The sequence below is a fragment of the Acanthopleuribacter pedis genome (genome assembly GCF_017377855.1).
GTDB lineage: Bacteria > Acidobacteriota > Holophagae > Acanthopleuribacterales > Acanthopleuribacteraceae > Acanthopleuribacter > Acanthopleuribacter pedis.
The window spans coordinates 1-16,179 of sequence record NZ_JAFREP010000017.1 but is presented as its reverse complement, the minus strand read 5'-3'; the positions used below and the strand labels follow the sequence as shown (position 1 = coordinate 16,179).

14 protein-coding genes are annotated in these 16,179 nt (G+C 55.2%); 3 read left to right on the top strand and 11 right to left on the bottom strand.

Annotated features, from left to right (window positions below; genetic code table 11):
• Positions 1-136 precede the first annotated feature (136 nt).
• Positions 137-787 (top strand): hypothetical protein, encoded by a 651-nt coding sequence (locus J3U88_RS18000; RefSeq protein ID WP_207860324.1) that lies wholly within the window; start codon positions 137-139, stop codon positions 785-787.
• On the opposite strand, the gene J3U88_RS17995 is transcribed toward J3U88_RS18000, so the two are convergent.
• The 9 genes from J3U88_RS17995 to J3U88_RS17955 all read right to left on the bottom strand — a co-directional run bounded on the left by J3U88_RS17995 (position 776) and on the right by J3U88_RS17955 (position 9,846).
• Positions 776-1,252 (bottom strand): nuclear transport factor 2 family protein, encoded by a 477-nt coding sequence (locus J3U88_RS17995; protein WP_207860323.1) that lies wholly within the window; start codon positions 1,250-1,252, stop codon positions 776-778. The two genes, J3U88_RS18000 and J3U88_RS17995, sit on opposite strands and share 12 nt — an antisense overlap.
• Positions 1,253-1,414: 162 nt before the next feature.
• Positions 1,415-2,173 (bottom strand): tryptophan synthase subunit alpha, encoded by a 759-nt coding sequence (gene trpA, locus J3U88_RS17990; protein ID WP_207860322.1) that lies wholly within the window; start codon positions 2,171-2,173, stop codon positions 1,415-1,417.
• Between the two features lies 1 nt (position 2,174).
• Positions 2,175-3,377 carry a tryptophan synthase subunit beta gene (gene trpB, locus J3U88_RS17985; RefSeq protein WP_207860321.1) on the bottom strand — a complete coding sequence of 401 codons (1,203 nt, stop codon included), beginning with the start codon at positions 3,375-3,377 and terminating at the stop codon, positions 2,175-2,177.
• Between the two features lie 34 nt (positions 3,378-3,411).
• Positions 3,412-4,068 carry a phosphoribosylanthranilate isomerase gene (locus J3U88_RS17980; RefSeq protein ID WP_207860320.1) on the bottom strand — a complete coding sequence of 219 codons (657 nt, stop codon included), beginning with the start codon at positions 4,066-4,068 and terminating at the stop codon, positions 3,412-3,414.
• A gap of 19 nt (positions 4,069-4,087) precedes the next feature.
• The gene (gene trpC / locus J3U88_RS17975) at positions 4,088-4,876 is read right to left on the bottom strand and encodes an indole-3-glycerol phosphate synthase TrpC (RefSeq protein WP_207860319.1); all 789 of its coding nucleotides are present in this window, start codon (positions 4,874-4,876) and stop codon (positions 4,088-4,090) included.
• A gap of 136 nt (positions 4,877-5,012) precedes the next feature.
• Complete coding sequence (trpD, locus tag J3U88_RS17970) at positions 5,013-6,029, bottom strand: anthranilate phosphoribosyltransferase (RefSeq protein ID WP_207860318.1); 1,017 nt, start codon at positions 6,027-6,029, stop codon at positions 5,013-5,015.
• Positions 6,030-6,482: 453 nt separating this feature from the next.
• Positions 6,483-8,843 carry a response regulator gene (locus tag J3U88_RS17965; RefSeq protein WP_207860317.1) on the bottom strand — a complete coding sequence of 787 codons (2,361 nt, stop codon included), beginning with the start codon at positions 8,841-8,843 and terminating at the stop codon, positions 6,483-6,485.
• Positions 8,844-8,846: 3 nt separating this feature from the next.
• Positions 8,847-9,458: a hypothetical protein gene (locus tag J3U88_RS17960; RefSeq protein ID WP_207860316.1), complete on the bottom strand. Its 612-nt coding sequence runs from the start codon at positions 9,456-9,458 to the stop codon at positions 8,847-8,849.
• Positions 9,459-9,471: 13 nt separating this feature from the next.
• Complete coding sequence (locus tag J3U88_RS17955; protein ID WP_207860315.1) at positions 9,472-9,846, bottom strand: response regulator transcription factor; 375 nt, start codon at positions 9,844-9,846, stop codon at positions 9,472-9,474.
• A gap of 393 nt (positions 9,847-10,239) precedes the next feature.
• Here J3U88_RS17955 and J3U88_RS17950 point away from each other — a divergent pair, with 393 nt between their 5' ends.
• Positions 10,240-10,431 (top strand): hypothetical protein, encoded by a 192-nt coding sequence (locus J3U88_RS17950; RefSeq protein ID WP_207860314.1) that lies wholly within the window; start codon positions 10,240-10,242, stop codon positions 10,429-10,431.
• A 295-nt stretch (positions 10,432-10,726) separates the two neighbouring features.
• On the opposite strand, the gene J3U88_RS17945 is transcribed toward J3U88_RS17950, so the two are convergent.
• Positions 10,727-12,121 (bottom strand): PilT/PilU family type 4a pilus ATPase, encoded by a 1,395-nt coding sequence (locus tag J3U88_RS17945; protein WP_207860313.1) that lies wholly within the window; start codon positions 12,119-12,121, stop codon positions 10,727-10,729.
• A 615-nt stretch (positions 12,122-12,736) separates the two neighbouring features.
• Here J3U88_RS17945 and J3U88_RS17940 point away from each other — a divergent pair.
• Entirely contained in the window at positions 12,737-13,828 is a 1,092-nt protein-coding gene (locus J3U88_RS17940; protein ID WP_207860312.1) for a DUF6174 domain-containing protein, read from the top strand.
• 120 nt (positions 13,829-13,948) lie between these two features.
• Here J3U88_RS17940 and J3U88_RS17935 read toward each other — a convergent pair whose 3' ends face one another.
• Positions 13,949-15,244 (bottom strand): adenylosuccinate synthase, encoded by a 1,296-nt coding sequence (locus J3U88_RS17935; RefSeq protein ID WP_243436016.1) that lies wholly within the window; start codon positions 15,242-15,244, stop codon positions 13,949-13,951.
• Positions 15,245-16,179: the final 935 nt, after the last annotated feature.

Below are 16,179 nucleotides of genomic sequence, written 5' to 3'. Positions count from 1 at the left end.
AGTCAAACCACGAGCGCTGGGCCGTTTTCCGGTCAAAAAAATAAGAACATCCACCAATTAGCCAAAAGGGTGCATTTAATCAGCAAAACACACTCGGATTGATGCCTTCGACTAAAATGGGTGGACGAGGTGTTCCATGCTTTTGTCCGCCCTTTTCTCTTTGTGGCTTTGGACCGGGCCGATCCAGGTCGAACGAACGGAAGACTGTGTCCTCACCCTTCACGGGTCGGGCGAACCCCAAACCTATGCGTTTGACCTGAGCATTCACAACATAGGAGCGCATCCCACGTTGCCCTTGGTTTGGGTAACCACCCTTGATTGGGACAGTTACGAAGTTTTTGAAGGATTTGTCACACCCACGCACTTTTTGCCATGCAAGGCGTATTTCATCAATGCGTCACGCGGGACCATTACCCAAATTGGCGGCGGCTGCACCACCTTCGCCACCGAGATGTGGTCGCCAAATGGACGCTACGCGTTCATCCAAGGCGGCATTTACGCGACGAAAGAATTGCTTGATTTTGCTGATCCACGGGAGGCAACGCCACTGGCCGATATCCATGAGCTAAGGGAGGGCTGTTATTCGGTGTGGGATCTTTCTTCCCTCGAATGGCACGACAATGACCACTTTTCGGTGACCGCCGGTGAATGCGGCTGTTCTTTCGCAATGATTGTCAACGTGACCCAGCCGGGATTCGCCTTATATGCCCTCGATAAAGACCGATGCCCCAAGTATTACCTGGATCGAGAAGCTTTCGAAGAAGCCACCGCGCGGCTAAAACGCTAACGCGAGCGGCTTATTTTCTTTTTTGGACCAGTAGGTCTTGGCTTCTTCCGTAAAGGCCCACATGACCTGAACAATGTTCCACTCCCCGTTGCGTTTCATCAAACCGATGCCATCGTAGAAAACCAACGATTCCAACTTCACCATGGCCATGCGTTCATCTTGGTAGAGCACGGTGATGTCGGCCTTAAACGGCATATCTTTGACCATCTCCCGGCTTGCATCGGTGAAGTTGGTCAATTGTTCCGGGTTGGTCACTTGCACCACATCGCCGGCCTTTCTGGTTTTCATCACATGGAATTTGGCCATTTTGGGATGCATGGCCGAGGCCATTTTTTCCGCATCCTGTTGGTACCAGCCCTCGACGTAATTCATCACGGTTTGGGTAATCGCGGCCTTATCCTCGGCTTCACCGGCCACGACCGGGAAAACAACGGACAGCAACAGCAACACACGGATCCTTCGCATCAACGCCTCCTTCTCGGGTCTAACCAACACTAGGTAAAAAACACGGAACAACGGCCAACCCAATGAACCGGCGTGAATAAAAACAGCCCTTACAACGGAAAACGGCGGCCCCGAGGAAGGACCGCCGTTGTTGTTGGCCATCGGAACAATCACCCAATCTCACTATTCGTCAATGGCTTGGCGCAATTCCGAAATAAAGGTTTTGACGCGCTTGACGCAATCGTCCAGGTCTTCGGCTTGTTCCATCAAGCGGATTAAGGCCGAACCCACGACCACGCCGTCCGCTTGGCGGGCGATGGCACGCGCATCTTCCGGCGTGGAAATTCCGAAACCCACCACGAAGGGACGTTGCAGCAAGTTGCGCACACGGGCCAGGTATTCGTCAAGGCCTTGGGCCACGCCTTTGCGGGCACCGGTCACACCCGTCACCGACACGCCGTAGGCAAAAGAGGTGGTCACCGGCGCGATTTTTTTGAGCCGTTCCTCCGTCGTGGTCGGGGCGATTAGCGGGATGTAATGCACGCCCTCGGCCGCCATGGCGCCGGCAAAGTGTTCGGCCTGCTCCAAGGACAAGTCGGGTACCAACACCCCGTGGAAACCGGCGTCTTTGAGGTGTTTGGCCGCGCCCTCCAAACCATCCAGGGCGAGGATCGGGTTGAAGTAACTGAAGAAAATCAGCTCGGCGTTGAGGTCGCCGCGGAAGCGTTTGATTTCGTCCAAGATCCAGCGGGGCGTGGTGCCGTTGTCGAGCGCTTTCTGGCTGGCGTTTTGGATGGTGGGCCCGTCGGCGATGGGATCGGAAAAAGGCACACCGATTTCGATGTAGTCGGCGCCACCCTCGTCCATGGCACGCACAATCGGCTCAAACCATTCGCGTTGCGGGAAACCGGCGGTGAGGTAAGGGACCAATAATTTCTTCACGTTACGCTCCTGGCTTGATGTGTTTCTCGTAGGTATTCATGTCTTTGTCGCCGCGACCGCTCATGTTCAACAGGATCACCTGGTCGGGGCGCATGGTGCGCGCGAGCTGGTCGACGTAGGCAACGGCGTGGGCCGATTCCAGCGCGGGAATGATGCCTTCCAGTCGCGAAACGCGAACCACGCCTTCCAGCGCCTGTTCGTCGGTGACGGCCACAAACGCGCTGCGACCGGTATCGTTGAGATGCGCGTGTTCCGGCCCGATACCGGGATAATCGAGCCCGGCCGAAATCGAGTGGGCCAAGGCGACCTGACCGTTGGGATCCTGTAACAGCATCGACATGGCGCCGTGCAACACACCGGGTTTGCCCTTGCTGATGGAAGCGGCGTGTTCATCGGATTCAACCCCGCGTCCGGCGGCTTCAACCCCGATCAAACGGGTGTCCTTGTCGATAAAGGGGTAGAAAATGCCCATGGCGTTGGAACCGCCGCCGACACAGGCCACCACGGCGTCGGCCTTGAGGTCCCGTTCGTCGAGTTGCTGCAAACACTCCTCGCCGATCACTTTTTGGAAATCGCGGACCATGGCCGGGTAAGGGTGTGGCCCGACCACGCTGCCGATGATGTAAAAGCTGTCCGCCACGTTGGTCACCCAATCGCGAATCGCCTCGTTGGTGGCGTCTTTCAGGGTTTGCGATCCAGAGGTCACCGGACGCACCTCCGCGCCCAACAGCTTCATGCGGTACACATTCAACGACTGGCGCTCGACATCCTCGGCACCCATGTACACAACGCACGGCATGTCGAACAACGCACACACGGTGGCGGTGGCCACGCCGTGTTGGCCGGCGCCGGTTTCGGCGATAATGCGGGTTTTGCCCATGCGCCGCGCCAACAGAATCTGGCCGACGGTGTTGTTGATTTTATGGGCTCCGGTATGGTTTAAGTCTTCGCGTTTCAGGAAAATACGCGCGCCACCAGCTTCCCTAGACCATCGCTTCGCCTCGTACAATGGTGTCGGCCGACCCACGTAATCCTTAAGGTAAGAACGGTATTCACGCCAGAAGGATTCGTCGAGGTTGTGGTAGACCTCGATCAATTCGTGGAGGGCGGGCATCAAGGTTTCGGGGACGTACTGGCCGCCGAACCGACCAAAGTGCCCGAACGCATCGGGCTGCTGGTAGGTCTCTGCTTGGGTCTGTGTCATACGACATCTCCTTAGACGAAAAGGCTTGGGAAGGTCAATCGCACGCGACTTCGGCGTCGCGCACGGCTTGGATAAAGGCTTGTATTTTTTGAGGATCTTTGACGCCGGGCGCGGCTTCAACACCGCCTGCGACATCCACGCCCCAGGGTGCATAGGAACGAATCAGCTCGCCGACATTGTCCGGGGTTAAACCGCCCGCAACCATCAAGTTCCCGGGCCATTCGGCCAGCAAGGACCAGTTAAACGTCAAACCGGTACCGCCGCTTGCGCCGGCCACGGCGCTGTCCAACAGGTTAAAGGGGGCACCCGGGTCGAGTTTGGCGAGTGGCTCATCCAAGTCACGGTCGAGGTAAATCGCCTGTGCTTTGTAGCCGCGATAACGCCGCACCACATCCACATCCTCGTCTCCGTGAAATTGGATCCACTTAAAACGCAAGCGGTCCCGCAACATGTCCAGGGTTTCCTCGGCCGCGTTTTGCACCACCACCACGCTTGCCACATGATCGGGAACCAACTGAAGCAAGCATTCGATTTGGTCGACGTCCACAAACCGCTTGCTTTTAGGCACATGGATAAAACCCAACAGATCCGCACCGGCTTCTACGGCCGCGTGGACATCTTCCCCGCGGGTCAGACCACAGATTTTGATTTGGGTTCGTGCTGTTTGTGGCAAGTGTGATCCGCGGGTCATGGTCCTTCCTTTATTTGCTTTAGGCGGGGTTGCCGCGTAGGTTCCCGATTTCGGCGCCGGGGTCGGTGTTGCGCATCAGATGTTCGCCCACCAAAAATGCGCGATACCCCACCGCTTCCAGACGGGCGACATCCTCGCGCCCGCCAATGCCGCTCTCGGCGACCCACACGGCATGGTCCGGCAGGTCGTCGACGATGTCGATCAGCTGGTCGAGGTTGGTCGAGAACTTTTTCAAATCGCGGCAGTTAACGCCGAGGAAATCGACGGGCGTGGTACCAACCACGGCCAGTTCCTCACGGTTATGCACCTCGCACAGCGTTTCCAAGCCGAGTTCTTGGGCGGCGGCGTTGAGTTCGGCCAACTGGGCGGGTTCCAAAATGCGGGCAATCAGCAACACCAAATCGGCGCCCCAGGCCTTGGCCTCGAACAACTGGTAAGGGTCCACCACAAAATCCTTGCGCAGCAACGGCATGGCGACGGCGCGGCGAACGGCCTGTAAATCTTCCGGGGCCCCCGCGAAATAATCAGGTTCGGTTAGGACCGACATCGCCGAGGCGCCACCGGCCTCGTAGGTTTGCGCCACGGCCACGGGATCAGCGTTCATGTTGATGTTGGGCCGCGACGGGCTTTTGCGTTTGAACTCGGCGATAATGTGTGGCTTCGGGTCGGCGGCCACCTTGGCCTTGAGCGAGTGATGCGGATGGGATGATGCGCCGGCTCGAGCCTGCAAATCGTTTAAACTCAGAGTTTGTTTGCGTTTTTTAATGGTTTCCACCGTATCGGCGACAATCTGACTGAGAATATCCATAACCCATCCCAACTCGAAAACGAAGCGTTAAAGCATTGCATTATTAGGGGCCGCCCAGGCGCTGTCAAGCGGCCGGTCTCATCAAACATCATGAGGTTGGCGGCCGGAACCAAGCGCGGGCGACCGAGAAACCGGGCTAAACCTCTTGAGCTTGGGTCCACGCAATCAGCGCTTCCACTTTTTCCCAAGCCTTGCCGCTGTATATCGCTTGGCGCGCTGCCTCGAAGGCATCGTCCAATTCGTTGAAACGGCCACTGGTATAAAGCGCGAAGCCGGCATTCAACACAACCATGTCGAGCGCGGGCCCGTCCTTTTTCTTTTCTAGAACCTCGCGGAACACGGCCTCGTTGGCTGCCAAGGTGCCGCCTTCCAGTTGCTGCGGCTCCACCAAATCAAAGCCGTGACGACGTGGATCAAACAAACGGGACCAAAAGCGGCCGTCCTTGATTTCGGTGACCTTGGTGCGCCCCGTGAGGCTCACCTCGTCGGAGCCGTCCTCGCCCCAAACAACAAAGCCGGTCGCGCCGGACCCGGCCAGCACCTCGCCGAACAGTTCGGTCAGCTCCTCGGCAAAAACACCGATCAGCTGGCGTTTCACCCCAGCCGGGTTCGCCAGCGGGCCGAGCATGTTAAAAATGGTGCGAATGCCCATCGCCCGACGGATTGGAACCGCGTGTTTCACCGCGGGGTGGAACACGGGCGCAAACATGAAACCGACACCCACTTCGTCGATACAGGCGGCCACCTGTTGCGGGCTAAGCGCCAAATTAATTCCCAGCGCCTCGAGCAAATCGGCGCTGCCGCACGTTGAGGAAACGGCTCGGTTGCCGTGTTTGGCCACGGTCGAACCCGCGCCGGCAATCACAAAACACGCGGTGGTCGAGACGTTGAAGGACGCGCCGCCGTCGCCGCCGGTTCCGCAGTTGTCGACGGCATCTCCATCTTTGATATCAATGGTCCGCGCGAAACGCATCATGGTTTCACGGGCCGCCTTAAGCTGGGCACTGTCGATACCATTGCGAATTTGTAGGGCAAGGAAGGTCGCGGCGCTGATCGGTTCACATTCACCGGCCATCAGGGCACGAAACACACCGGCCGTTTCTTCGCCGTCGGCGCAACGGCCCAAGGCCATTTCTCGGAGCATCTCTTTCATGGTGATTCCTTCGCGGGCCAGGAACGGGCGGGATGATGTTTCACGAGCAGAAGGCCGATGCAAAACCTAAGAAGCGCGATAAGCCGCGGTGATTTTAGCCAAACCTCTGGGCTACAACGGCCTGTAAAAATGCTCACCGCACCCACCGGGTGCGGTCGGGCGCGACCCCGGTCCGCTTTTTCCAAACCATTTCGCTCCAGATCTTTAGCCAAAATCCCTCGCTCTTATCCCGCCTCTTAGGTAAAAGGCCGGCAACCCACCTACCTGGCAACCATTTTTACGGGCATTATAATCTAAAGCCGGCGCGAGCAGGGTTTTGGATCGGTGAATAAAATAGGATGCAGGGGAATCAAGAGCAACCGGCCACCCGGCCGACCCCTGCTCAGCTGTTCATCGCCATCGCCACCACGGAAACTGTATCGGTCGCGATCCACACCAGGAATGTGCCCTGTTTCACGGTTCGGAGGTGCCGCCGTCCGCGTTTCGCAACATGGGATCAATCCATTCATTAATCATCTTAAACAACGCCTCTTGTTTGACCGGTTTGGTTAAGTAGTCATCCATGCCGGCACGCAGGCAGCGTTCGCGATCTCCGGCCATCGCACTCGCGGTTAAAGCAATGATCGGAACACGGATGCTGCTTTCGCGAAACATTTCACGGATTTTTTCGGTGGCCTCGTAACCATCCATGATCGGCATCTGGCAATCCATGAGTACCAAATCAAAACCTTGGTCGGCCAACATCGACAAGGCAACCTCTCCGTTCTCCGCGATGGAAACATGGAAGCCGGCCTTGGTGAGAATGCGGCTGATCACCTTCTGATTGACCGTATTATCCTCGACCACCAGGACATGAACCTCCACATAACGACTGCCGGAGGGTGATTTAGCGCGCTTCGGTTTGCTACCCGCGGGGGTTTGAATCCCGGTTAGCAGCGGCGTCAAAACGCTGCTTTTAAGCGGCTTGTGGACAAACACCACATTGGGGTCACCCGTTCCTTCCTGACTTGCCGTCTGGGCCAGAGCCACCTGACGGAGCAACACAAAACGCGTGTCTTGAAAGGAGGGTCGCTCACGTAGCTTTGCCAAAACCTCGATGTTGCGTTCATCACAATCCAGGAACACCAATTGGAAACGGTCTGGGAGCGCACCTTTTTCGGCGGCGTCCAAGGCGTCGAGGCTGCTGAGCAGAGTTGCCTTTAAATCCCATCCAGCCAGCATGTTCTCCAGGTGGCGTGCGGCAAAAGGATGCCCCGACAACACCAGCACATGCAGTCCCTCGGTCGCAATCGGTGGACGGGCGATCTGGGTAAACTGCAGCGATTCCACCGGGATCTTGAAGAAAAAACGAGAACCTTCATCCAGGGCACTGTTTAGCCCCACTTCACCACCCATCAGCTCAATTAGCCGCTTGCTGATGGCCAGACCCAGCCCGGTCCCACCAAAACGACGGGTCGAGCTTCCGTCTATTTGGACAAACGGCTGGAACAATTCGTCCTGACGGCTCTTGTCGATCCCGATACCGGTGTCCTCGACTTCGACATACATCCAGGCCCGTTCATCCAGGCCGATATCAATGCTAAGCCGCACAAACACACCGCCGCGGTTGGTAAACTTAATGCCGTTGGAAAGCAGGTTAAACAAGACCTGGCGAATGCGCAGGGGATCCCCTTTAACCCGGGCACCGCGGGGGAAATCGAGATGGTAACCAATCTCCAAACCCTTGAAATGGGCCTGAGGACGAACGAGACCGATCACATCTTCCAGCCAATCGGTCAGGGAGAAATCCACAATTTGGAAATCGATTTTGTCCGACTCAATTTTCGAGAAGTCGAGGATGTCGTTGATGATGGCCAGCAGCGTCTCACCCGATTTGCGGATCATCTCGGTGTATTCCTGCTGTTCGCCGTCGAGGGTCGTCGCCCAGAGTAAATCACTCATCCCGAGGATGCCGTTCAGGGGCGTGCGAATCTCGTGACTCATGTTGGCCAGGAACCGCGATTTTTGGTTGGAAGCATCTTCCGCCATTTTTCGGGCTTCGATCAGGGTTTGCTCGGTATTTTTAAGCGCACTGATATCTTTGATGACCCAGGTCAGCACATCGAACTTGTCCTGGCTGTTCACGGTAATGCTGAGAAACCCCGATTTCTGATTCTCGCCGCAACCGTAACGGGTTTCGGTTTCTAAGACCACGGTTTTGGCGGCTTGGTGTTCTGGTAGATCGGCAACCAACTCGCCGAGCGCGGCACCCACCAGCGATTGAACCGGCATGCCGAACATGGATTCGGCCACCTTGTTCGCGGTTTGCACCACGTACCCGTCAACACTGGTACTCAGCACCGCTTCACTCACACCGTCCAGAATGTGGGAAAGTTTGTTGAGGGTCCGGTTGAGCAGTTCGGTTTGTTCGCGCAACTTGATCTCGCGGTTGGCGGCCAAACTGACATCGGTCACGTCCAACAAGCAGTAGTGAACCTCTTCGCTGCGAAAGGCGGTAATCGCGACTTTTTGTTTCATGCGCAGTACATGATGACTGGGGTGCGCCAAAGGCAAGGGGCTGGGGGTAAACGCCGGCGAAAGCACCGCGCTTTGACCCCGTGTCACCGCATCTTCCAAAGCGTGCAGCAGCCGCGGCGCAATGGGGTCGGCGAAAATGTCATTCAGAGATTTGCCCAAACAATGCTCGGCGGCGATACCGCTGGATTTGGCCATCCAATCGTTCCAAAAAACCACGGATAAGGATTCATCCAACACAATTAGGCCATGGCTGCTTTGTTGGGCCGCAATAGTGAGCAGTTCCGGTAGATTCGACATAGGTTATATCTCAAAAATGGATTTCAGGTAGTTTTCCAAACACGCAATCAAGGCCGTAACCGAGTCCAAATCAAACACAAAACCAATATGACCCTGCAGGTTATGACGCGCCATGGTGAAATCCATGCGCAGGTACAAAATGCTGTGTTCTTCGTCCTCGAGGGACAACACCTGCTCGATTTGCCCCACCTTGAGTTCCGGGATATCGGTTTGGAGCTCCGAGCCAATCATATCCGCAAGGGAGGCCAAACAGGCGTTGAGCACGATGTTGCCAACCTCGCACAAGGCTTCGCCTTCCATTTCGCGAATTTGCTCCACGGGAATCATGTCACCCAGCATCAAGCGAACCAACTCCAGGCTCTCGCGCTGGGAGTACAGCATCATCGCTTTCCCGCTAAAGGGGCCGCGGAAGGTTTCGGTTACCGAACAGATCTCTTCGCCCGACACATCGCACACCTGGCGCGCCAACTGGGCGGTGGACATCAACTGAAGTTGCGGTACCGTGAGGATGATCTCTTCACCGCCTGCAATTTCACTCAAGGCATCCGCCGCCGCCCCCACCCCTAGGTTCAGCGTTTCCTTGAGTAAATCCGCATGATTTTCTGAGAGTTTCAACCTTCACATCCCATTATTGAACCTCGGCCTGCTCCATTTGGTTCAGCAACATTTGAACCTTCTTCGGGTTCATTGGTTTCTTCATAAAGCGAATACCCTTTCCGTGGGCCCGATCCTGAACCGCGGCCTGAAAGTTAGCAGTCACCAGAGCCATCCGCGTCGCCGGTATGAAGGGCATCAGGGCTTCGACCAATTCCATCCCGTTGAGTCCTTCCATGTTGTAGTCGATGAAGGCCATCCATTCACCCTCCGGTTGCTTCATATGCGCCAAAGCTTGGTCGGCACCGTCGGCCTCAAGAATGGTGGCATCGGGGCGCAAAGCGGTTAGCCAATGCTTCAGCATCATGCGCGCGGTTTTACTATCATCGACAATGAGAATCTTTTTCATTAAATTCCGCTCCTATGCGGGGCAGGTCGCCGAGAGACCATAGCGCGAGACAGACACCGCCGGGTCGGCGGAACAGGTCCATGGTTAAAGCCAAATGGGAAAGAGATGGACCGAGTATAGCAAATCCGAACCAATCCCGGAAAGTCGCACCTTTTCAACGGATGTTACAACGCGTGAGCCGCACTGAATTATCCAAGCATTGAGACCTTGCCCCACCAAACGCAACCTTTTGGTTGCGTTTCGCTCTTTTCTCTTGGGAACCGCGAGGAATTAGCTTAAGCGATCGCACTCATCCATCAGCACTTTTTTATGTAACAAGCCCAAGCCTTGCCGGACTATCTCAAAACCAGGCCCTTGTGGTATAAGATTCATTCACCTTCTGGGGGGATACCGTTGAACAGCCACTTACTTCATATGTTGATCACCAGCTTGATCTTAAGCACCAGTTTCCATCATTTATATTTCGACCGCAAAGTCCATCCCTGGCACCACCATTTTTTCCTTTATTTCGGTGTTCTTTTTGTCGCCGGCCTCGGTTTTGCCTGGCTGATGTACCTCACCGAACCCACCGGCTATTACCCCTAACGGGCGATGCGTCATCCCGTGCAAAGGCCGTGTAGCAACCGCTCCGGCCTTTGATGCTTCCAAAAAGGAACGTCCACGGACACCCTTTTGGCGCGAAAAAAACAACGCGAACCAGCGCATGATTGGTTCATTCTAAATACCGCGGTGCAACCGCGCGGGTTGCCATGTGGAACGGACGCACGCCAAATGTATGTCACCCTGCATCCTGTTCTTTTTGATAAAAATTTGCCGATTTAAGCCCAATCAAAAAACCGAACAAGGCCCCCCCCACCGAGGAGGCCTTTCGGCAACCTCATCAACGTTTTTGGTTCAAGCGCTCTTGGAACTGCTTGCGCAGGTTGGCCATTTTCTTTTCGTAAAACTCGCGGGTTTTTTCTTTTTCCGCCGCCAATTGTTCTTTTTCTTTGAGCAGGCGGTCCAATTGCTGGAAGGCCTGTTGCAAGCGGTTCTCGGAATTGCCGACCTCGGCCTCCAACTCACGAATGCGGGTCTCGCGGGAATCGACCTCAAACTTATACTTGTCTTGCAGCTCCGTGTACAGACGCGCGGATTCCATCAATTCTTCGATCTTTGAGAAGTCGGAATAACTTTCGCCCATGTTGCCTCCCTCGGCGCCGGCACTGTAGAAAATTTTGCGCAACGCCAAATCCAATTCTTCGCGGTTCGGCGAAGCCGCCATCGCCGTTTCAACACTGATCTGGCTGTTAATGACCAAGGCAATCATCGATTGGTTCATGGTCTGCATCTTATAGTAGTTGACTGATTTCGCCATTTCCTCGTCGATTTCGCTGATGCGGTTCTCCGCGATCATCTTGGATATCACCGGCGAATTGCGGCAAATCTCTACCGCCGCGATCCGACCGTTGTCGCTTTTCTTCGGCAACAACTTAAGCGTCATAATCGCCTGCAATACTTGCGATAACTGCAAGCGGACTTGTTTTTGTTGGGATGAGGGAAAGGCGTCCATGATGCGGTCAATCGATTGGCTGGCACTGTTGGTGTGCAAGGTCGACAAAACAAGGTGTCCGGTTTCCGACGCCGTAATCGCGGTTTCCATGGTCGGCGTGTCGCGCATCTCACCAACCATAATGACATCGGGGTCTTGGCGCATGGCGTTGCGCAGCGCTTGCTGGAACGTCGGTGTATCCATACCGATTTCGCGCTGGGTAATCGCCGACATTTGGTCTCGAAACAAAAATTCAATCGGATCTTCAATCGTCAAGATGTGGACCGGGCGCGTTTCGTTAATCAGACGAATCATCGCGGACAAGGTGGAAGACTTACCACTCCCCGTGGGTCCGGTCACCAAAATCAAACCCTGGTGAAGCGTGGTGAACTCTTCGATGACACTGGGCAAACCCCAGTCGAGCAAGCTGGGAATTTCAATGGGGATACGACGGAAAACGGCGCCGTAGGTTCCTCGCTGGATAAAAATGTTGGCACGAAAGCGAGACACGCCTTTTACGGAATAACCGACATCAACCGCCTGGCGTTCTTCAAGTTCTCGACGGTGCCGGGCCTGTAAAATACCGTCCAACGTTTGTTTGATTTCCTCCGGCCGCATGGGGTTGTGCTTGGAGGGACGCAACACGCCGTCCAAACGGAACAAAGGCGGTCGCATTGGCTTGATGTGTAAATCGGAAGCATTTTGGGAAACCATCTCGCGAAGCAAATCATCGAGCTGAATCAATCAGTCCCCCTAAACCCTGAAACTAAAAGGTTTCGATCATAATCGTTTGTGCGCGCGGCAGGGCCTCGTCCGAAGGCGTCCAACACGAAATCACAAAAAGGCAGAGCAACAATATAGCAGATCGAGGGACGCGCTTAAACCTAAGAAGCGCGTTAACTCGTGGCGATTTTGGCTAAACCTCTGGGCTGCAACGGCCTGTAAAAATGCTCACCGCAACCAACGGGTGCACCTCCGCTTTTTACAAACCATTTTGCTCCAGATCTTTAACCCAAACCCCTCACTTCAGCGCTTCTTAGGTTAAAACACCATCTCATCGCTTCCCTGCACCGGTTACAGAACCCAACCTTCACCACAAGCCGAACCCTCCGCACATGCGGTTTGGCCGCGTCGGTTTTTTCTAACCCTCTCCCACCCAAGGTTCGACAAAATAGGCTTTTAAAAAAGCTCCTTTTGTGGCATCACGCAATTAGCCCATTGAACAGAGCGCTTTATAATCGGTATCAGTTATTAAACCCCCGTCGATTCGCCGGCACGGCTCTCGCTTTAACCCACCCCGTGGGCCGACACCATCGCCGGCCCCCTTATCCATGCATGACGTTTTTCGGAGGATGAATCATGTTTGTTTTCGCCGGCTTCCTGCTAACGGTAGCCTTCCAACCACCCGGATTTAATCCGTTCCAGAGCAGCCGCACCTATATTCCTCATATTACTCAGGACGATACCCGCTTTCGTTCCGCGCTCGTGCTCGAAAACCCCACCGACCAGGATCAGACCATTCGAATCCGCGCCCTTTCCCATCAAGGCCAAATCGTGGCGGAACGGGAGTCGACCGTCCCCGCCGGGACAAGTGCCAAGCAATGGCGTCACGATCTGTTTGAGGATGTGATGGTTGATTACCTGATCCTCGATAAGGCCGAAGAGGTTATTGCCGGTGTCGTTTACGAACCCATCGCCCAACCACAAAACGCCTTGCGTGTTGCTGAAACCGTTCGCACCGCAACCCATTGGCGTGTCTATCCTTCAAATTGGGAGGATACCTTTGACGGCCTCATTCTGCTGAACACACAGTGTCTTGACATCAATGCCGCGGTCAGCCATCACGCGGCTGACGGCAGCACCCTCGGCCAACCCCATCGGGTGGCGCTCACTCCCGGCGGCAAAGCCACCTTGAACCTCGGCGAACTGTTCCAAAGTCAAGCCGACAGCTACGTTCAAGTGCAGGCGGACCGCCGTGTGTTGGCGACCGCGGTCAAAGGAAGTAAAGACGCCGCCGCACCCACGAGTTTTTTGGTGGGCAACCTCGCCAAAGCCATGGACAACTTCCCGGACTTGCGTGCTGAGTTGAAAAAAGCACGAGACACCTGGTTCGGCGGCGGTCGCGCCAACGGCTATCGCTTCCAGCAATCGTATCGGTGTTTTTGTCCAACAGACGTAACTCAATTCACCCAAATCACCGTCAGCGGGTCCCTGATTGATACCTTAACTTATCTCGATTCGGGTGAAACCGTGCCCGTTTCCGCGGTAAAGCGGTACCACTCCGTTGAAGAAATGTTCGCCTTAATCGAAGCCGAATTAGACCGAGCCGACGGCGTGTACGCCGAGTTTGATTCCGAAACCGGGTTCCCAACCCTAATCAGTGTTGATCCGGTTGATTGTATGGCTGACGAGGAATATACCTTGGTGAACCAAGCCTTAAACGAGCCATAGGCGAGGATGAGGGTATTTCTGCAACGTTTCTGTTGCAAAATAGAGAAAAAGGCAAAAAAAGAGAAGGGCTGCAGCAAAGTTATTGCGCAGCCCTTCTCTTTTTAACCCGAGAAATGGGATTTAGTTGAAATAATCCGCGTGGTGGAAGATGGTTTGTTCACGGTCGGGGCCGACACTGACCAAACCAATTGGGCAACCGATGTAATCCTGAATCGCTTCCAAGTAGCGCTTGGCTTCAACCGGCAGCGCGTCATAGCGACGAACCTCGTGAAGCGGTGTTTTCCAGCCAGGAAAGGATTTGTAAACGGGTTTTACCCGTTCCAAGTCGGAAAGGGCGGCCGGGAATTGCTGGGTCTCTTTGCCGTCGATGGTATAGCCCACACAAAGTTTGACCTCTTCCAGTTTGTCCATCACATCCAATTTCATAATAGCCAAGGTCGTGAATTCGTTGATGAGATGGGTGTACTTAAGGGCGACCAGATCCAACCATCCACAGCGGCGCGGCCGGCCGGTGGTGGTGCCGTATTCGTGACCGGCGTCGCGAAGTTGACCGCCGACATCATCGTGGAGTTCGGTAGGGAAAGGGCCTTTGCCGACACGGGTCGTATAGGCTTTACAAATGCCGATGGTGCGTTCGACGGCCGCGGGCGGCACACCCGCGCCGGCGGTAATCCCGGAGACGCAGGAGTTGGAGGAGGTTACATAGGGATAGGTTCCGAAATCAACATCGAGCAAAGTCGCTTGGGCACCTTCAAAAAGCATGCGTTTCTTTTGTCGGCGCGCCTCGGCCAGGACATAAACGGAATCAACCACGTGGGGTAAAAGCCGATCCACGGCCGCGATGGATTCTTCAAGCACACGGCTGACGGGCCATTCTTTGAGTTCGTCTAAATCGCCGTACAACGCGCAAATCGCCTTGTATTCCGCTTCGATTCGGTTGCGGAACAAGTCTTTATCCCGTGCATCGCAGAACCGCAGGCCGCGACGGCTCGCTTTCCATTCATAGGCGGGCCCGATACCACGCCCGGTGGTACCGATGTGACGTTTGCCCGGGCCGCTTTCGCGCCAGCGGTCGATGATGCCGTGATAGGGAAGAATGATGTGGGCACGATCTGAAATCAGGAGACGATCAGGGCTGATCGTCAGGCCTTTTTGTGCCATCCCCTCAATTTCTTTGAGCAGGGCAAAAGGGTCAACGACCACCCCGTTGCCGACAATATTCACCGTATCGGGATGAAAAACCCCGCTGGGCAATACGTGGAGGGCGTACCGCTTGCCACCGAAAACCACGGAGTGGCCGGCGTTGTGCCCACCTTGGTATCGAATGACGAAATCAAATTTTTGGGCAAGGATGTCAACGACTTTTCCTTTGCCTTCATCGCCCCACTGGGCACCTGCAACGGCTACGTTTTTCATAAATCCCCCGTCTAGCGGTTGTTAATGAAACCGGCGATGAACCAATCAGACAAAACCCAAGCGGCCCGGATGGGCGGTCTAAGGTTGCGGATCAGCGCCTTGGGGGATCGGCGCACGTGCTTGGCGGAGGAGAGAGGGTGGCGGGCAACAAACCGCACCAAACGTCTCTTTCGGGCCGAAAGCTGTGATGAAAAAAAGCAGGCAATCGTTCATCCAAACGACGCGCGTAACGCTTCACACCCGATGGCCGATCATACCAGACCGCCGATGAAAGTCTATGACATATTGGGGTTAGGGTGATTTGGATCGAGGATGACTTGGTGTCCTGTAGATCTTGGCAACCAGGATGAATTCAGGATCGCGAGGTGCTGTGTTTCCCTCGCATGACGGATCGCGCATGCGGATAAGGCCGTTCCTTCGTTTTTCCCAAAAACACTTGCGCTTGCCCTTTCCGTCCAAACAAAGCCGGCCCCTTACACCTGTCTGTCACCGGAAAGTTCTGTCACCGCAAAACAACCATCACAAATACAGACTCTTGCGCGTGCCTGTCACCGCAAGACTCCCGTAAAGTTTTCATCCAAGGCGATTGAGACCACCTAGCAGGCGGTCTCAATCGCCCATCCTCTAAATATCCTCACATCCTAAGAAATAAAAGAACCAATGCCTTGCGTTTATCCACAACCATCACAAATACAGACTCTTGCGCGTACCTGTCACCGCAAAGCCGTCACCGCAAAGCCAAATTGCGCGTACCTGTCACCGCAAAACCGTCACCGCAAAGCCAAATTGCGCGTACCTGTCACCGCAAAGCCAAATTGCGCGTACCTGTCACCGCAAAACCGTCACCGCAAAGCCAAATTGCGCGTACCTGTCACCGCAAAGCCAAATTGCGCGTACCTGTCACCGCAAAGCCAAATTGCGCGTACCTGTCACCG